Origin of the sequence: Flavobacterium ustbae, from assembly GCF_003946915.1 — a bacterium.
In the GTDB taxonomy this organism is placed as follows: Bacteria; Bacteroidota; Bacteroidia; order Flavobacteriales; family Flavobacteriaceae; genus Flavobacterium; species Flavobacterium ustbae.
Genome location: NZ_RPOC01000024.1, coordinates 45,352 through 63,640, shown reverse-complemented (window position 1 = coordinate 63,640; position 18,289 = coordinate 45,352). Strand labels below are relative to the sequence as shown.

The following is an 18,289-nucleotide window of genomic DNA, read 5'->3' as shown; positions in this document are numbered from 1 at the left end:
AATAACGAAAGAATTAAATCAAATCTAAACAAAATGAGCCCGATAAAATATCGAGCTCATTATTATCAAACTTAATTATAAATTTGTCTAAACTTTTGGGTGCAGTCTATTTCAAGAATCGGCTTTTTATATGATAAGTTTCTAAACTTGAAACTTTAAACCTGAAACAAACAATTAACCTAAGAAGGGATATCTGTAATCTTCTGGAGTTACAAAAGTTTCTTTAATAGTTCTTGGAGAAGCCCAACGTAACAAGTTCAATGCAGAACCCGCTTTATCGTTAGTTCCAGAAGCTCTTGCTCCACCAAATGGCTGCATTCCTACAACCGCTCCAGTTGGTTTGTCGTTGATATAGAAGTTACCAGCTGAATTTTGTAATTTAGTTGTAGCTACCTCAATAGCATAACGGTCTTGGCTAAACACAGCTCCTGTTAAAGCGTACTCAGAAGTAGTATCAACTAATTCAAGAGTTTCTTCCCATTTTGCATCTTCATAAACATAAATAGTAATAACTGGTCCAAACAACTCAGTTTCCATTGTAGTATATTTTGGATTTGTTGTTACAATAACCGTTGGCTCAATAAAGTAACCTTTAGATTTATCGTAATTTCCTCCAACGATGATTTCTGCGTCAGCATCTTTTTTAGCTTGATCGATATAACTTGCTAATTTGTCAAAAGAACCTTCGTGAATAACTGCTGTAATAAAGTTTCCAAAATCTTCTGGAGAACCCATTTTCATAGATTTTACATCAGCAATTAATTGTTCTTTTACAGCTGGCCATAAACTTTGTGGAATATAAGCTCTAGATGCTGCAGAACATTTTTGTCCTTGGAATTCAAATGCACCACGAGTAATTCCTGTAACCACTTGTTTTACGTTTGCGCTTGGGTGAGCAATGATAAAATCTTTACCACCAGTTTCTCCAACGATTCTTGGGTATGTTTTATAATTGTGGATGTTTGCACCAATTTTAGCCCAAATATCTTTAAATACGTGAGTAGATCCTGTAAAGTGAACACCAGCAAAATCACGGCTAGCTAAAACAGTATCTGTAATCATTAAAGCATCTCCAAAAACTACGTTGATAACTCCGTCTGGAACTCCAGCTTCTTTGAAAACGTCTAAAATAATTTTTGTTGAGAATACTTGACTATCACTTGGTTTCCAAACCACAACGTTACCCATCATAGCAGCACTTGCAGGAAGGTTCGCAGCAATAGCAGTAAAGTTGAATGGAGTAATAGCGTAAACAAAACCTTCTAATGGTCTGTATTCAACACGGTTCCAAACTGTAGAATCTGATTTTGGCTGATCGTTGTAGATTTGAGTCATAAACTCAACATTGTAACGTAAAAAGTCGATTAACTCGCAAGAAGCATCGATTTCTGCCTGGTGAATATTTTTAGACTGACCAATCATTGTAGCCGCGTTAATACGAGCTCTGTATGGTCCTGCGATAAGTTCAGCAGCTTTTAAGAAAATAGCAGCACGCTGTTCCCAAGCCATGTTTGCCCATGCTTTTCTTGATTCAAGAGCATTTGCAATCGCTTTTTCAATATGTTGTTTTTCAGCCAAATGATATTTTCCAACTACGTGCTGGTGATCATGAGGAGCTGTAATGTTTCTTGTGTTTCCAGTTCTAATTTCTTCGCTTCCAATATGTAAAGGAACGTCAATTTGAGAATTCCACATTGTGGTATAAGCAGCCTGAACAGCAGCTTTTTCTGGTGAGTTTGGTGCGTAGCTTTTTACAGGCTCGTTTACCGCTTTTGGTACATGAAAAAATCCTTTAAGCATGTTATTTAAAATTTGTGAATTAGACAATTTAAAGTCAGACGATTTGTTTTGTTACGAATAATCTAACGCTGCACAAAAGTACAAAGGATAAATTAATAAATTGACAAATTTATGATTAAGATAACGATAAAAGCTATAGATGTAAATTATATCTTAATTTAATGCAAAAGGAGCACACATTCTAAAAGTAGGAACAATTACTTTGAATGTTTTTGTAGTAGTAAAATTGATCATATTAAAATGACCTTTCATTGCCCCGTAAGGCGATGATAATAAACAGCCAGAACTGTAAGTGTGGTTTTCGCCAGGTTTTAAAACTGGTTTTTTACCAATTACACCTTCGCCATCTACCACTTCTAAATCATTTAGTGAATCAAAAATTTCCCAGTGACGCGAAGTTAACTGTACAGAATCTTTACTGTGATTTTCGATGGTAACTACATAACTAAAAGCAAAATGGATCTTGTAGTTTTTGAAGTATGTACCTTCAAAACTAGTCAAAACAGATATTTTTATGCCTCGTGTAATTTGAGAAACCATACTAACGCCGTATATATGTGAGTGTTATAGTGGCAAAGCTACAAAAAAAAATCATTTAAACTAAAACCTTAACATTGTTTTAATTGACTATATTGATAGAGTTTGCATTTCCTTTTCCAATTACACGCTGATAACGGTCGGTCGCCTCTTTATAATATACCAAAATGGTGTACTCGTTTTCCGTTTGATAAAAGTTTCCGTCAATAGCATTTTCAAAATCTATAGCGCCTTTTTTGTCTGCAACAGTATATTGAAAATTGGTAAAACCTTGCTTGATCATGATAGCTTTTTCAAAAACGCCTTTGTCATTATTGTAGTCCATTTTATATTCTGGCGAAATACTATAATTATTAAACATTCCAGTAATATAAATGTCTTTATTCATTCTAAAAGCAGGAGCAGAAAGACTAAAATAAACCCAAGCATAATCGGCTTCGATATCATTATTAGAGCCGTTAATATTCTTCACCACAAAGTTCCCGTTTACATCTTCATACAAAGTGTAAATTTGGTTTCCTCTTGCTGCATTCGTATATAAAAAAGCATTGTAGATATCATTGTTAGATCCTATTTTAGCCACATTATTGCTGGCCGCGCGAATGTCTTTGTTTTCAAAATACAAAAACTCGTTTCCGCCCCAAAACTGGGTTTCTTTATCATATTTATAAATCAGCTGATTGCCTATTGTGTATTGCGGGACAATATTTTTTATTTCGGTATGAAAGTTTCCGTTTTGCAGTAAAACAACTTTTACATTTTGTAATGGAGTTTGAAAAGCAATATCGTTAGACAAAATGGTGAATTCAAGATTCTGTTTGTAATCAATGTTACTGAGGTTTCGGCTTCTTTTTACCTGAGCTCCAACCGTACAATGACTTTCAAACAAAATAAATTTTCTCGAAAAAACAACTTCTCTGTCTTCGTTCAGAATTTTAAGCATGTAATTTCCTGAAAGGCGTAATTGCTGCGTAAACTGGTTAGGAAAAGAAAGTCTGTAATGCGTATAAACTTGCAAGGTGTTGAACGAATTAGAAAAATCTGTAATTCTCTGATTGTCCATACCTAATACATAGTCTGTTTTTGGAATCTCTGTTGGAATCCAGTTGTAATCGCAATGAATGATTTCAAAATAATAATTGGCTTCATTGCCAAATAAATCATCAAATTGAAACGAAAAAGAAGCTCCTAATTCGAAAATTGGAACAACATTACTGCCATTCTGAATAAAAGAAACAGTTTTGATATTATAAGGAGGGTCAATTTCTTTTTCTTGCGCTTTTGCTAAAGTGAAAATAAAAAGGAAAATAAAGCTTGTATATAAAAATTTTGGCATCGTATTTCGTTGTAAGATTTGTAAATATAACAATTTTATACAACGAAAAAGATGCCAATCTATTGGGTTTAACAATTAAGAACCTAAAATATATTCTAAGTTGCCTTCGATTTCATCATTAATATAACTTTCTTCCAAAAGAGAGTCAGACAATAATTTTTTGTTTTCCTGCAGTTTGATAATTTTTTCCTCAACAGTATTTTTAGAAATAAATCGGATTACGTTTACTTTGTTTAGCTGACCAATTCTATGCGCCCGCCCAACACCTTGTTTTTCTGCGAAAGGATTCCACCAAGGGTCCAAAAATAAAACATACGAAGCTTTTGTAATATTTAAACCAACACCTCCCGCTTTTAACGAAATAAAGAATAACAACGGATTTTCTTTTTCTTGAAATACCTTTACCTGCTGTTCTCTTTTTTCTGAAGGAGTTTCGCCAGTGATTTCGCAAAAATCTATTTTATTTTCCTTGCACCAATTGGTGTAGAAATTCAAATTGGTTACAAACGAACTGAAAATAATTACTTTTTGTTTTGCTTTTACTAAATTTTCTAAATAATTAGTAACCGTGATAAATTTTCCAGAATCAATTTCAGATTCCTGATCCACCATTTTTGGGTGATTACTCAATTGACGAAGCTTCATTAAAGTATTGATAATGCTGATTTTATCTGGAGATCCGTCAGTTTTAAGCAGGAAATTACGAGCTTTAGATTTTTCTTTCTCGTATAATTTTTCCTGTTCAGGATCCATGTCACAATAGTAAATCTGTTCTGTCAACTCTGGCAGATCTTTTAAAACCTGTTCTTTGGTTCGTCTTAAAATATAAGGTTGGATGAGGTTTTTTAATTCTGCCAAAACTTCTTCGTTTTGCTTTTTCTCAATCGGATTTTTGAAATTTTCCATAAAGAAAGCATAACTGCCTAAAATATCCGGATTGATAAACTGCATTTGTGACCATAAATCGTCAAGCGAATTTTCGATCGGCGTTCCACTCAAGGCAATTTTATGTCCCGTGCTAATTTTATTTATGGCTTTAAAAATTTTAGAATTTTTGTTTTTGATATATTGGCTTTCGTCCAAAATCAAATAACGGAAATCGTATTTTTCTAAAATTGAAATATCGCGATGAATGATACTATAGCTCGTAAAAATCAAATCGGTCGAATTGATTCTGCTGGCTAAAGATTTTCTATCGTTTCCAACATATTGCATTTTAGAAAAGTGCGGTGTGAATTTTCCGGCTTCGTTGTACCAGTTAAAAACTAGCGAAGAAGGCAAAACAATTAAAGCTTTTAATGGTTCTCTTTCTACGGTTGTTTCGTTCGAAAATAAATCAAAATTGGTTGTTTTGGTTGTAAAACCTAACTGCTCTTGAACAGAAACTAAAACAGATAAAGTCTGCAGTGTTTTTCCAAGTCCCATGTCGTCGGCAAGACACGCGCCCATGTTGGAATTAAAATGTCCTAAAAGCCATTTTACGCCATCAATTTGGTACGGTCTTAAAGTTGCTTTTATCAAATCGGAAGCGGTAAATTCTGCCTGATGAATCTGATCTAAATCATTATCGATTTCTGAAATTCCGTCTAAAGCGGTAAAGTTGCTTTTTCGCAAAAGCAATACACCATTTTCTGTTTTGGCCAATTTTGCCAGAGAACCATATTTGCTAAACCACTCAAGCGGAATCAAAAAGTAGTTTCCATCAGGCAAAGGGAAAAGTCTTTCTTTGCTTTTTATGTTTGGAATAATTTCGCTGAAATTGATTTTATAAGAGTCAACTGTAATAATTATTTTAATATCGAACCAGTCTCCAGTTGTTTCTTTTGAAGCAGAAATAGTATGATTTCCAGTAATAATTTCTTTGCTTTCCAGTTTTAGATTTTCAATTGTAAAACCTAAATCTTTTAGTTTTTCTTTTTGATCAATAATGAATTGGATATTGATATAAGGATCGGAATTCTCGGCTTCAGAATTTAATCCAAACAATTCGTTTTTGATTTTTTCTAAACCAATTTCAGAAAGTTTTTCAATATATAAATTTTCATCAGTACAGCGTTTAAACTGAATAATTCGAGGTTCATTGGCAACGCTGAAATCTACAAAAGAATGTGCTTTTTTTGTTTTGCTTCCGTCAAAAAGATAGCCATTATAATCAAAATAAAGATTGAGATAATAACAGTTTTTAAAGAAATCAAATATTGGCTGAATCGTGCATGAAACGATTTGGTCGCGAAGCTCTATTTCAAAACCATTCGCCTCAATGTCAATTTTTTTAGCTATTTCTGGAATGAAATTTTTAAAATAGTCATCGACCAATTTTGAAGGGATTTCGATTGATTTTTTCTTTAAAAATGGTGTCAGTTTTTTACCGTTTAACTCTTTTAACTGGCCTAGTTTTTTATTGACAATGAGCCAGCCCGGTTCATCAGAAAGAATATCTACTTTATTGTCCATTGGCAAAAAAGCAGTTTCATTTTCTTTTAAAGAAAGGGTATAGGTGATGCCTTCTGCATGTTTGTCAAATTGAATTTGCGGTTCAAAATCCAACGGATCAATGCTGACTCTCGAACGATAAAAATCTTTTTCTGGACCTAAATCAATCGATAAGGGATATTGTTCTTGTACAATTAGGCCATAAAATGGAATTAAATTGATTTTTAAATGCTGGCGAATAGCAAAATCAATTTTGGAATCTTTCTGTAAATCGGCAATTGTTTTGGCTGATTTTACTTTCGCGCTGAATTTTTTAAATATAAATTCAGGTTTTAAAGATTCGCAGATCGTAAGAATCTTTTTTGAATTGTGATCTAAATTTTCATAATCGATTCCAAAACTTTCCAGTACGCCTTTGGTGGCTTTTTTGTCCAGATATTTGATTTCGCTGGTGTTTTCAACAATATACGCTGTAGGGATATAGGCATTCAGATTTTTTTCAAAACTGATGTCAAAACAGAACTGAAATGATTTTGTAGGTTGCAAAATATAGGGATTTTGTTAGGCTTATAATCTTTAGGTTTGGGCAAAAAATAAAAGGAGTTTTCAAATTATTGCTATTTTGAAAACTCCTTTTAAATGAACTTATATCACTTATATGGTGAAAAAAAAAAATTAGTTTTCCTGTTTAAAGCAAAGCGGAATAATTTCGCCTTTTGCCAAGCAGTATTTTTCTACCAATTCTGGTGCAATTTTGTTTGTATAATCTTCTTCGATAACAATAAAACCAATGCTTCTTAATTTGTTGAAATAATCGCGTCCGTAAATACGAACATGATCGTATTGGCCAAATATTCTCGCACGCTCTTTTTGATCTGTAATAGAATCGTCTGCAAAAGTAACGTCGCGATTCAAATCCTGTGGTATTTGCAAAACGGCCATTCCGCCTGGTTTTAAAACACGATATAATTCCTGCATTGCTTTTGTGTCGTCTGGAATGTGTTCCAAAACATGATTACACAAAATAACGTCATATTCGTTGTCTTTGAAAGGTAAATTACAGATGTCTGCTTTTACATCTGCCAAAGGCGAAAGCAAGTCGGTTGTTGTATAGTCAAGGTTTTTCTGCTTGCGGAATCTCTTGTAAAAAGCTTGTTCCGGAGCAAAATGCAATACTTTTTTAGGTGCTGTAAAAAAATCAGTCTGATCGTTTAAATACAGCCAAAGTAAACGGTGTCTTTCTAACGAAAGTGTACTTGGTGAAAGCACATTGTTACGCTGTTTTCCATATCCGTAAGGCAAAAACGATTTAAAACTTTTTCCGTCAATAGGATCTGTAAATTTATCTCCTCTTAAAGAGAATGCTAAAATAGGACGAGCCACATAACTCAAACGAATTAATAATGGTCTTGGAATGGTATTTAAAACTAATTTGAAAAGTTTTTTCATGTGGGGTTGTTTCGCAGAGTTGCACAAAGTGAGCACAGAGTTCCACTAAGTGTTTATAAATCTTTTTATATTGTTTTTTAAAATTTTTGAATGAAAATTAATAAGCAAACCCAAAGGGTATTCACCAAGTTTTAAATAAGTTAATATTTGTGCAAAATGTACATCTGTAAAAGTTTCCACCGTTTTTAGTTCGATTACAATTTTGTTTTCAATTAACAGATCAATTCTATAACCATGATCCAGTTTAATATCCTTATAAATTATAGGCAAAATTTTCTGCCTTTCTACAGCTAATCCAGCATTTGCAATTTCATAATATAAACATTCTTGGTACGCAGATTCTAGTAAACCAGGCCCTAGTTGTTTGTGAACTTCAATTGCTAAACCTATAATTTTATATGAGATAGTATTTAGTTCATCTTGCGATACTTCATTTTCCAAATACATTTTTCAAAAGGCGTATAAAATAATTTTGTGTATCTCGGCGTATATCTTTGTGAATCTCTGTGGAATTCTTACAGCACTAAAGGCACTTGTCTGAATTCGTCTTCTTCATTGCTTTCGATTCCTAAAGCTTTATAGATGTATTGGAAAGTAGATAATAATTCTGGTTTTCCATCGATCAAAGCAACGTCGTGTTCGAAATGCGCACTTGGTTTTCCGTCTGCCGTTAATATTGTCCAGCCGTCTTTCAGTTGTTTGATGTTTCTGGTTCCCATGTTGATCATCGGTTCGATTGCCACGACCATTCCTTCAACAAAAAGTTTTCCACGTCCGCGTTTTCCGTAGTTTGGCATTTCTGGCTCTTCGTGCATTTTTTGTCCAACACCATGTCCGACCAATTCACGAACAACACCGTAACCATGAGCTTCCGTATATTTTTGAATCGCATTTCCAACATCTTCTACGCGATTTCCGGCTTTAAATTCTCTAATTCCAACGTAAAGAGATTCTTTAGTAACTCTCAAAAGTTTTTTAACTTCTGGCGCAACTTCTCCAATTTCGAAACTGTAAGCGTGATCTCCATGATAGCCATTTTTGAAAGCACCACAGTCAACCGAAATTACGTCACCACTTTTAAGAGGTACATTGTTAGGAATACCGTGAACAACCTGAGCATTTGGGCTCATGCAAAGCGAATTCGGGAAATCGTACAATCCAAGAAAACTTGGAACAGCACCGTGATCGCGAATAAATTCTTCGGCTAATTTGTCAAGATATAAAGTTGTTACTCCTTCTTTAATTTCAGAAGCAATCATTCCTAATGTTTTTGATACGATTAAAGCACTTTCGCGCATTAATTCGATTTCCTCTCTAGTTTTTTGGATGATCATATTTTTTCCATTTTTCAGTTCGCAAAAGTACAATTTTTATCTCACTTTTTGAGTAATTTTTTTAGCCATGAATTCACTGGATTTATTTTTCTTTTGCCACAGATTAAAAAGATTAAAAGGATTAATCTGTGGAAATCTTTTAATCTGTGGCAAAAAAATATTTCGTGAAAATTCGTGTAATTCGTGGCAACTCATTTTTTTAACTTAATTTTCAGCAAAAAGCCTTAAATTAGTAGTAGAAACGCTTATAATTATGGAAACTATTACAGATCGAGATATAGAAAAAGTAAAAGCCCTTAAGAAAATGAAGAATAATGCTTTGGGGCTTTTGGGTGTTGCTGTGCTGTTATTTTTAATTGCTATTTATTTTAAAATTCCAATTTTACAGGCTTTTAGCGAAGCGGCTATGGTGGGCGGAATTGCAGATTGGTTTGCCGTTGTGGCATTATTTCGGCATCCGATGGGAATTCCGATTTGGCATACGGCTATTATTCCGACTAAGAAAAATGAAATTGGTGAAAATCTCGGAAGTTTTGTTTCGGAAGAATTTCTAAATAGAGAAAAACTAGAAATTAAATTGGACGAATTTAACTTTGCCAGTAAAGCATCAGATTGGCTTTCGCAGAAAGAAAACGCCAACAAAGTTGCTAATGTTGTAGCGATAAATATTATTCCCGGAATTTTAAATGCAATAAAAGATGAAGATATAAAACGATTTATCCAGGTTCAGTTTAGAGAACGGCTAGAAGGAATAAATTTTGGTGATTGGGTTGCCGTCGCTTTAGAGCCTTTGCAAAAAGGAGATTTGAAAAATCAAATGCTGACAAACCTTCTTGAAGTAATGAGCGGCGAGTTGAGAAACAACAAAGATTTAATTAGACAAAAAGTAAAAGCTTCAACGCCATTTTTAAGTTTTGGTTTGGCCGATAAAAGCATTACTGAAGGTGTTTTTAACGGTTTGCAAGATTTTTTAGATGAAGCCAAAAATCCTGAAAGCACAGTGCGTTTAAAAATTGACGAATATATTTTTAATTTTTTAGAGAAAGTAAAAAACTCTGAGGAAATGAGAATCAAAATCAACGATATAATTTTAGGTTTTGTCGGAAAGAAAGAAGTTCAGGATTATATTAATGGAATTTGGGACGAAATCAAACTTTCGATAACAACAGATTTAGAAAAAGGGGATGATTCTTCAATTAAAAACAGTATTGCTGGTTTGATTCAGACTTTTGGGAACGGAATTAAAGAAGATCATGTTATGTTTGAAAAAATCAATAGTTTTATTAAAAATGATCTTCTAGCGGTTCTTCTGAATAACAAAAAAGTAATTGGCGATTTAATTTCTTCAACCGTAAAAAGTTGGGATGGAAAAGAAGTTTCTGAAAAGTTAGAACTAGAAATAGGAAAAGATCTTCAGTACATTAGAATCAACGGAACCTTAGTCGGTGGTTTTATCGGACTTGTGATTTATGGTGTAGAGCAACTTTATCATTTTGTTTTTTAAACCATATAAGTGATATAAGTAAATATAAAAACTGTGTCTAAAAGAGAAGTTCATCCAAGTAAAAAAAAATATTAAATGAACTTACATTACTTATATGGTTGGTTTAAAATAAAAAAATAATCTCGCAAAGTCACAAAGACGCAAAGTTTAAAATTCTTTGCGACTTCGCGTCTTTGCGAGGTTTTATTTAAATGAACTTATATTATATGTTCTTTATTTTAGATATAGCTTTTATATTTACTTATATAACTTATATGGTAAAAAAACTACAACAACGAATGACAAGTCATTGCATTTGGCTGCTGAACGCCCATCAATTCTAAAATTGTTGGAGCAATATCACCTAAAACACCATCTTGAATGCTTTTTAGTTCTTTGTCAACCAAGATAATCGGCACTGGGTTTGTTGTGTGAGCTGTGTTTGGAGATCCATCTGGATTAATCATCGTTTCGCAGTTCCCGTGGTCAGCAATTACAATTGTAGTGTAATCGTTAGCAAGAGCCGCTTCGATAACTTGTTTTACACAAACATCCACAGCTTCACAAGCTTTAATTGCCGCTTCCATAATTCCAGTGTGGCCTACCATATCTCCATTTGCGAAATTTAAACAAACGAAATCAACTTCTCTTTTGTACAATTCAGGAACAAGAGCGTCTGTCAATTCATAAGCGCTCATTTCTGGTTTTAAATCGTAAGTAGCTACTTTTGGAGAATTTCTTAAAATTCTTGATTCTCCTTCAAAAGGAACTTCTCTTCCTCCTGAGAAAAAGAAAGTTACGTGCGGATATTTCTCCGTTTCAGCAATTCTGATCTGTTTTTTGCCAGCTTGTTCTAAAACTTCACCTAGAGTTTCTGTAATATTATCTTTATTGTAAACCACTTTTACGTTTTGGTACGTTTCGTCGTAGTTGGTGAATGTTACATAATATAGGTTTAGTTTATGCATATTTTGCTCGTGGAAATCTTGCTGAGAAAGCGCTTCAGTAAGTTCACGTCCTCTATCTGTTCTAAAGTTAAAGAAGATTACAACATCGCCTTCTACAATTGTAGCAAGCGGTTTTGCATTTTCGTCAACAATAACAACAGGTTCTATAAATTCGTCAGTTACATCTTTTGCATAGCTGTCTAAAACACTTGCAACAGCATTTGTAGATGGAGTACCAACACCATTAACTACAAGATCGTAAGCCAGTTTTACACGCTCCCAACGTCTATCACGGTCCATAGCGTAGTAACGGCCAATGATAGAAGCAATTTTTACTGGAGTATCTTTAATATAATCTTCTAAATCGTGAATGTATTTGCCTCCAGATTTAGGGTCAACGTCACGTCCGTCTGTAAAAGCGTGAATATAAACCTGATCTAAACCGTATTCTTGAGAAGCATCGATTAGTCCGCGAAGGTGTGAAGTATGTGAGTGAACACCACCATCTGAAACTAATCCTAAAAAGTGTACTTTTTTATTGTTGGCTTTAGCATAAGTAAAAGCGTCAATTAAAACCTGCTCTTTTGCTAAAGTTTTGTGCTCTACAGCTAAATTTATTTTGGCTAAATCTTGATATACAATTCTTCCTGCACCAAGATTCATATGTCCAACCTCGCTATTTCCCATTTGGCCTTCTGGCAAACCAACATTTAATCCGTCAGTACGAAGTTGTGCACTTGGGTACTTTTGGTATAAACTGTTTATAAAAGGAACATTTGCATTGTCTATTGCAGATACTTTAGGGTCAGGAGATTTTCCCCAACCGTCTAAAATCATAAGGATAACTTTTTTGTTCATTACTTTTTGTTTTCTACAAAGATAAGGCATTTATAAAATTTGAAACCTGAGAAATGTTACATTTATATTTAATAAAATGAACTATAAAAAAAAATATTGATTTAGTTATAGAAGTCTGTATTTTTTAAAATTAATTCACGCTAAGCTCTTTTTCTGAGCTTATTTTTAACGGCACTGTAGTCAATAAAGTATTTTACACTGATTGAAAATATATGTTTTAAGGCATCGTTGGTCAATAAACTAGTAACATTATGCTTGAAATCTTTATGGATAATACGTTCAAAATTAGAAGCATTATTTCTGTATAAAGCAGAAAGCTGGCTTCCTGGCGCAAACCACCAAGAATACGATAAATCGGCATTCCAGGAATAAAAACTCGAATTTTTGTTCTCCGTATATTGCAGATACGGATCCAAAGTTCCATCAAAACCAAGTTTAAGAATGTCTTTGTTTTCTGCTGAAGACCAATATTGTCGCACTGCCAAATTTAAAGTCATAGCGCTATTGATTGCATATTTTCCGCTAATAGTGTTCGCGTACGTAATAACATCACGATTGGCAAATACAATAATTTCAGCTGTGTTGTCATTGTCGTCGTCATCAAAACTATCTATAAAACCTTTGTTATTATTTCTTTTGAGAAAACTAAAAGTATAAGTCAGCAATAATTTATCGCTAAATCGGTAGCGAGGGCCAATATCTACACCATATGCCGCGCGGCCGCGTTCGTCTGCAATGGATAGTGACGGATTCAGGTCTAAAGCAAATTTATAATTGTAATTGGTAGAAATGCTTCCCCAAAAATCTATTTTCTGCGGTATGATTACATAACGGTTTACTGCCCTTGGTTCGTAATAATCGTGAGATTCTAATGGTGAAGCAGTAAAACCAATTCCATAATAATTATTTCTGACGGTAGTAAGATTTAGTTCGGCTGCGATTTTGTTATCCTGCACTTTTCCCGATTCTTTGTTGAATTCACTATACATTTCATAATCAATTCTAAAGCTGTTAAATCGCTTGGTTGGATTTAAGATTCGGTAATTTGCGTTTCCATAAATATTGTAATAATTGGTATAAAAATTAATTCCCAAATCATTTGGATCAAAATTTTTAGACACAAAATCGGTACCTACGCTGTATCTGTAATTTCCGCTTGTTTCTGCCAAACTTACTGTCGAAAAAATACCGTTTTTGTCTTCTATATCATTTATGGTACTATATTTTACATTTCCAAATAAACTATACGTATTGGCTTTTGTGTTTAAATCCCAAGCCAGACCCGTTACGTTTGCATCTCTAAAATGTCCGTTGCGGGTAACATTGGTATTAATAAAAGTTACAGACGAATTTTTTCTAAAACGCTGATCCAAAACCAATACATTATAATTCGTAAGTGGTTCTACAATTACCTGTCTTGTTTCTCCGTTTTCGGTATTTTTTATGGTTGCAAAAGTTTTTTCTGTAACCGCATTCAAAATACCAATTCCGAGTCCGTCTTTTGTTCTTCCGGATAATTTTAAGGCATTGACGAGATTTACAGCCGCGGGTAATTCTGCAATTTCTTCATTTTCATTTAATACAGGATCGATTGACGGAACGCCACCAATTCTTCGGGAATAAAATATATTCCCTTTGCTGAATAAGTCTGTCCCTTCAGTAAAAAAGGCTCTGTTTTCGTTAAATTGCTGTTCAAAAGGTCCAAGATTCAAAATCTGATCGTCATATTTTGTCTGTCCAAAGTCAGGAATTAAAATAGCATCAATTGTAAAAGCATCGGTTATGCCATATTTAATATCCATTCCGCCCTTAATAGTTCCGTATGTTTTTTGTCCGTCTGAGGCATTTAAATAATACGATGCATAAGGCATAAAAAACAATCGAGTAGGAGGTTTTATGTTTTCAATACCTTCCAAAGTTCCTGCCTGTTGCGTAAAAGTTCCAATCTTTCTGTCGACAAAATTCCAAGTATATTTAAAACGTTCCCGTTTAATTTCTCTAAAGAAATTGATTCCCCAAGTTTGTTTGTTTTCTGCAGAAAATCTTAATGCAGAATACGGAATTTTCATCTCTACAATCCATCCATTTTCTGCCAAGGATGCTTTGCTAATCCAAACAGCGTCCCAAGAATAATCTTCGCCATTGGCATCGGTCATAATACAATCGCCTTGTACATCGGCTGCAGAAACATAAAACATAAAATCCTGCTGTCCATCATTAAAACCATTTATAAAAACGCCAAAAAGATCTGCGGTTCCAAAATTATCACGTTGCGAAATTTCTTTTAAAATTTTAGAAGGTTCATTGTCATACATCATAGCGCCAATGTAAATTGCGTCGTTATTGTATACAACTTTAACTTCAGTACGCTTTTCATACGGAATAGCTTTTCCATTGTCTGGCTCCAGCATAATAAAGTCTGTAGCAAGCGGTACATTTTTCCAAGCTGCTTCATCTAGTTTTCCATCAATAGAAATGTCATGCGTAGTTACTTGTGCCTGAATTGATTTTTTCTGATTCTGGCTGTAGCCGCACAAAACGGATAAAAGAAAACCGAAGAAAATGATTTTTTTCATTGAATTTTTTGGGAGAATTACAAAGCAAAAGTACTTTAATATAGAGATAATAGACATCATTTTCTTTCACTTGTTACAGTTTTAGTTTCAAGATTTCCATTTTATTGATGTTTTTTTAAGAAAATTCACCAAAATGTTAGGATTTTTAGCATAAGATAAAATCTTACAGAAATAGCTTTTTTTTGTTAATTATGTTAAAATTTAAACAAAAAACGCCTGAAAATCAGGCTTGTATTTTGCAAGGAGTGATTTTTTTATACTTTTGCTCTACCCAAATTTTTTGTTTAACCTAAAGAAATTCAATGATTTACAAAATTTATCCGTTATTTGTGTTTTTGCTATTGTCTTTTGGAAAAGATTCAAAGAACACAGCCGATCTTAAAAAAAATGCCACTGTAAAGACGATTGCTAAAGTCGAAAAAGTTACAGTAGATTCTAAAATCGAGAGCGTTTATAACTCGTTAAATTCCAACAATTTTAAAATGCCTGAGCTTAAAACTTTTTCGGAAGCTTTAAAAGGATTTTATTTGTTGAAAGAAAGAGGAGTAGTCAAGAAAAATATCCTAACACTAATTGATTTTAGTTTGTCATCAAACACAAAGCGTTTGTGGGTGATTGATTTAACTAGCAATACAATTTTGTTTAATTCGCTTGTTGCTCACGGAAGAAATACTGGAGAAGAATTTGCTTCAGCATTTTCAAATCTTAATTCATCATTTAAAAGCAGTTTAGGATTTTACGCAACTGGCGAAATTTACCAAGGAAAACACGGTGCTTCTTTACGTTTAGACGGTTTAGAAAATGGTGTAAACGACAATGCCCGCGAAAGAGGTGTTGTAATGCACGGTGCAGATTACGTTTCTGAATCTTTTATTAGAAATCATAAAAGATTAGGCAGAAGCCAAGGCTGTCCTGCAGTTCCAGTTGAAATGACGAATGATATCATTCAATTAATAAAAGACAAATCGTGTTTATACATCTATCATCCATCAAGAAGTTTTGCGATGGAAGAGAGGCTAATTTCTTAATTGCGCATATAAATCCGAATCTAAGTCATAAATATCAGCTCTAAAATGGAGCTGATTTTTTTTGCTCCAAGCCGTCCAATACCATTGGTACAAGGCATACTTTTTGGTAATCTTAAAACTCATTGTTGTTTTACTGGCAATAATAGTATCGATTCTGTCTTGAGGCCAATTGCCATCGACATCTAATATATGTTGAGCCAATTCTAACGGATTCTCAACACGCACGCAGCCAGAACTCATAGAGCGGTTATTACGCCCAAAAACATTTCGGTGATTCGTATCGTGAAGATATACACTATGATGATTTGGGAACAAGATTTTCATTAATCCTAACGAATTATCAGAACCAGGACTTTGTACATAACGATAATTATTTGGTTTGTTTTCATTCCATGCAATTGGAGATACAACATTGCCTGAAGTATCATAAATCGTGATGTTTTTCTTTGCCAGATAATTGCGGTTTCTCTTCATTGCCGGAACCACATCTTCTTTTAAAATGGTCGGAGGAACAGTCCAAGTCGGATTAAAAACAACGGTTTTTAAATACGAAGTAATAATTGGAGTTCTTCTTTTGCTGGTTCCAACCACAACATTTCTAACTAAGGTTGTGTCTTGATTTTCAACAACATTTAAGCTGTAATCAGGAATATTAATAATAAAGTAGTTTTCTGCCAATTCTGACGGATACCATCTCCAACGTTCCAAATTGGCGATAATCTGTTTTTTTCTATTCTCTTTAGAATGGTTTAAAGCACGAATGGTTCCAACTCCGATAACTCCGTCTGCAGCTAAACCGTGTCTTTCCTGAAATTTCTTAACCGATTCAAAAGTTTTTTTATCATAAATCTTTGTAAGGCTGTCTTTTCCAGTCATATCGTTCCAATACAGCAACTTTTTTTTAATGTTTATTAAAGCAGAATTGGTATCGTTCAAAACAATTTTATCGGCAGATTCTATTGTGCCTATATTTTCATCTGGAAAAGTATTAATGATTTCAAGTGCTTTAAGCAACTCTTTATATGTTTGTGTTTTAGGCTGAATATTTTCAACAATGCTATCTAGTTTATTGTTGTTGAAACCTTTAACAAGAACAGAATTTACATCAAATGTTTTTTCGTCAAGATCCCAATTCGTATACAATTTTTTAGGATCCAGTTTTCCTTTATAAAGATGATTGAGATATTTTTCAAAATTATAAGTCAGTAAAATATCATACGTAGCCAAATCTCTATCATTAAGCGATGCGATTTTGCTCTCAAATTTTTTAAGCTGAGATATTTTGTAATCTTCTGGCTCTAAGCCTAATTCGTCTGATTTTTCTAATTGCGACAATACAAAAGTTCTCTTTTTAAGATTTCCCCATACCGTTTGATTTTCAGATGCGATATAAAATTGTTTTAAGGTTTCGCTTTTAAAGGTACCTATTATAGCTGTGTCTATATCGACTTTTCTCTCATCAGTAAGTATAATGGCCGGAACCTTTTTCTTAACAATAGGTGTCGATTTTGGTTCTTCTTTTTTACAGCTTGCAAAAAAGCATATTACTACTATAAAGTAGATTTTTTTCATATTTATAATTTTTTAAACATCAAATAATGTTCGCCAACATCTTTAATGTCAAATGCATCACCAATTGTTTGATAGTTCATTTTTTTATAAAAGCCTACAGCCGCTGTTCTGGCATTAAACCAAATCAAATCGACTTGATTTTCATTGCAATAGCTTTCACAATGTTTGACCAATGCTTCTCCATATCCTTTCTTTTGATGCGTTTCTAAAACAGCCATCCCTCGAATTTGAGCTTGATTTTGTGCGGCAAATATAGTATTGATTTTATTAAATAAGGAAATAATTCCTATTAAATATTCGTTTTCAAATAAGCCAAAATGATGCGTAGACTGTAAGTCATCGCCCTCAAACACGCAACTTTCTATAGGTTTTCCGTTTCTTAAAACAGGTTGGCGCACAGCATAAGTCTCTTTTGATGAAATTTCTTTGATTGTAATCATGATTTTTTTTAAAAATATAGCATTTATAACTTTTTAATTTTAAATAAGTTATAAATAATTGTTGTTTTTTATTAATTTTTTTTGCCCAAAAGCTTGTTTTTAACTGAACTTTCTTTCTATCTTTGCCGAACCAATGCGAAAGTAGCTCAGTTGGTAGAGCTCCAGCCTTCCAAGCTGGTTGTCGCGAGTTCGAGCCTCGTCTTTCGCTCTAGAAAACAAACTTATTAGTTTTGTTTTTGTGAAAATAAAATTTTTGATTTTTATTTGTTTTTAAAATTGAATTTTTTAAATTTGCACCCAGTTAATGCGAAAGTAGCTCAGTTGGTAGAGCTCCAGCCTTCCAAGCTGGTTGTCGCGAGTTCGAGCCTCGTCTTTCGCTCTTCAAAAGTCTCAAACATTGTTTGAGGCTTTTTTTTTTTTTTTTTAACCATATAAGTTATATAAGGGAATAAGTTTTTTGCTAAGGCTTTAATTAAATGAACTTATATAACTTATA

13 protein-coding genes and 2 tRNA genes are annotated in these 18,289 nt (G+C 33.5%); 4 read left to right on the top strand and 11 right to left on the bottom strand.

The features are described 5' to 3' along the window. Positions 1-174 precede the first annotated feature (174 nt). The 7 genes from pruA to map form a co-directional block, all read right to left on the bottom strand. Positions 175-1,800: an L-glutamate gamma-semialdehyde dehydrogenase gene (gene pruA / locus EG814_RS19950; RefSeq protein WP_125723634.1), complete on the bottom strand. Its 1,626-nt coding sequence runs from the start codon at positions 1,798-1,800 to the stop codon at positions 175-177. A gap of 153 nt (positions 1,801-1,953) precedes the next feature. Then, positions 1,954-2,340 (bottom strand): Co2+/Mg2+ efflux protein ApaG, encoded by a 387-nt coding sequence (gene apaG / locus EG814_RS19945; protein WP_008467225.1) that lies wholly within the window; start codon positions 2,338-2,340, stop codon positions 1,954-1,956. 79 nt (positions 2,341-2,419) lie between these two features. After that, entirely contained in the window at positions 2,420-3,673 is a 1,254-nt protein-coding gene (locus tag EG814_RS19940; RefSeq protein ID WP_125723633.1) for a type IX secretion system plug protein, read from the bottom strand. 75 nt (positions 3,674-3,748) lie between these two features. Then, positions 3,749-6,652: a DEAD/DEAH box helicase gene (locus EG814_RS19935; RefSeq protein WP_125723632.1), complete on the bottom strand. Its 2,904-nt coding sequence runs from the start codon at positions 6,650-6,652 to the stop codon at positions 3,749-3,751. A 129-nt stretch (positions 6,653-6,781) separates the two neighbouring features. Next, positions 6,782-7,555, bottom strand: coding sequence for a class I SAM-dependent methyltransferase (locus EG814_RS19930; RefSeq protein ID WP_125723631.1), 774 nt, complete (start codon positions 7,553-7,555; stop codon positions 6,782-6,784). Positions 7,556-7,600: 45 nt separating this feature from the next. Further along, positions 7,601-7,996 (bottom strand): GxxExxY protein, encoded by a 396-nt coding sequence (locus EG814_RS19925; RefSeq protein ID WP_235831016.1) that lies wholly within the window; start codon positions 7,994-7,996, stop codon positions 7,601-7,603. 74 nt (positions 7,997-8,070) lie between these two features. Then, on the bottom strand, positions 8,071-8,889 hold the full coding sequence (map, locus tag EG814_RS19920; protein WP_109191910.1) for a type I methionyl aminopeptidase: 819 nt from the start codon (positions 8,887-8,889) through the stop codon (positions 8,071-8,073). 253 nt (positions 8,890-9,142) lie between these two features. Between map and EG814_RS19915 the strand changes: the two genes are divergently transcribed. Then, positions 9,143-10,393, top strand: a complete 1,251-nt coding sequence (locus EG814_RS19915) for a DUF445 domain-containing protein (RefSeq protein ID WP_125723629.1) — start codon at positions 9,143-9,145, stop codon at positions 10,391-10,393. A 266-nt stretch (positions 10,394-10,659) separates the two neighbouring features. Here EG814_RS19915 and gpmI read toward each other — a convergent pair whose 3' ends face one another. Together gpmI and EG814_RS19905 are read right to left on the bottom strand one after the other, a co-directional pair. Continuing rightward, positions 10,660-12,177, bottom strand: a complete 1,518-nt coding sequence (gene gpmI / locus EG814_RS19910) for a 2,3-bisphosphoglycerate-independent phosphoglycerate mutase (protein WP_125723628.1) — start codon at positions 12,175-12,177, stop codon at positions 10,660-10,662. A 140-nt stretch (positions 12,178-12,317) separates the two neighbouring features. Next, positions 12,318-14,753, bottom strand: coding sequence for a DUF5916 domain-containing protein (locus EG814_RS19905; protein WP_125723627.1), 2,436 nt, complete (start codon positions 14,751-14,753; stop codon positions 12,318-12,320). Between the two features lie 302 nt (positions 14,754-15,055). Between EG814_RS19905 and EG814_RS19900 the strand changes: the two genes are divergently transcribed. Next, a complete protein-coding gene (locus EG814_RS19900; protein WP_125723626.1) occupies positions 15,056-15,781 on the top strand; it encodes a murein L,D-transpeptidase catalytic domain family protein in 726 nt (241 codons plus the stop codon). Here EG814_RS19900 and EG814_RS19895 read toward each other — a convergent pair. Together EG814_RS19895 and EG814_RS19890 are read right to left on the bottom strand one after the other, a co-directional pair. Next, positions 15,770-17,353 carry a L,D-transpeptidase family protein gene (locus EG814_RS19895; protein WP_125723625.1) on the bottom strand — a complete coding sequence of 528 codons (1,584 nt, stop codon included), beginning with the start codon at positions 17,351-17,353 and terminating at the stop codon, positions 15,770-15,772. The two genes, EG814_RS19900 and EG814_RS19895, sit on opposite strands and share 12 nt — an antisense overlap. 2 nt (positions 17,354-17,355) lie before the next feature. After that, the gene (locus EG814_RS19890; protein WP_125723624.1) at positions 17,356-17,793 is read right to left on the bottom strand and encodes a GNAT family N-acetyltransferase; all 438 of its coding nucleotides are present in this window, start codon (positions 17,791-17,793) and stop codon (positions 17,356-17,358) included. A 135-nt stretch (positions 17,794-17,928) separates the two neighbouring features. On the opposite strand from EG814_RS19890, the gene EG814_RS19885 reads away from it, so the two are divergent. Together EG814_RS19885 and EG814_RS19880 are read left to right on the top strand one after the other, a co-directional pair. Beyond that, positions 17,929-18,001: transfer RNA gene (locus EG814_RS19885), tRNA-Gly, on the top strand. 98 nt (positions 18,002-18,099) lie between these two features. Beyond that, a tRNA-Gly gene (locus EG814_RS19880) sits at positions 18,100-18,172 on the top strand. Positions 18,173-18,289 lie beyond the last annotated feature (117 nt).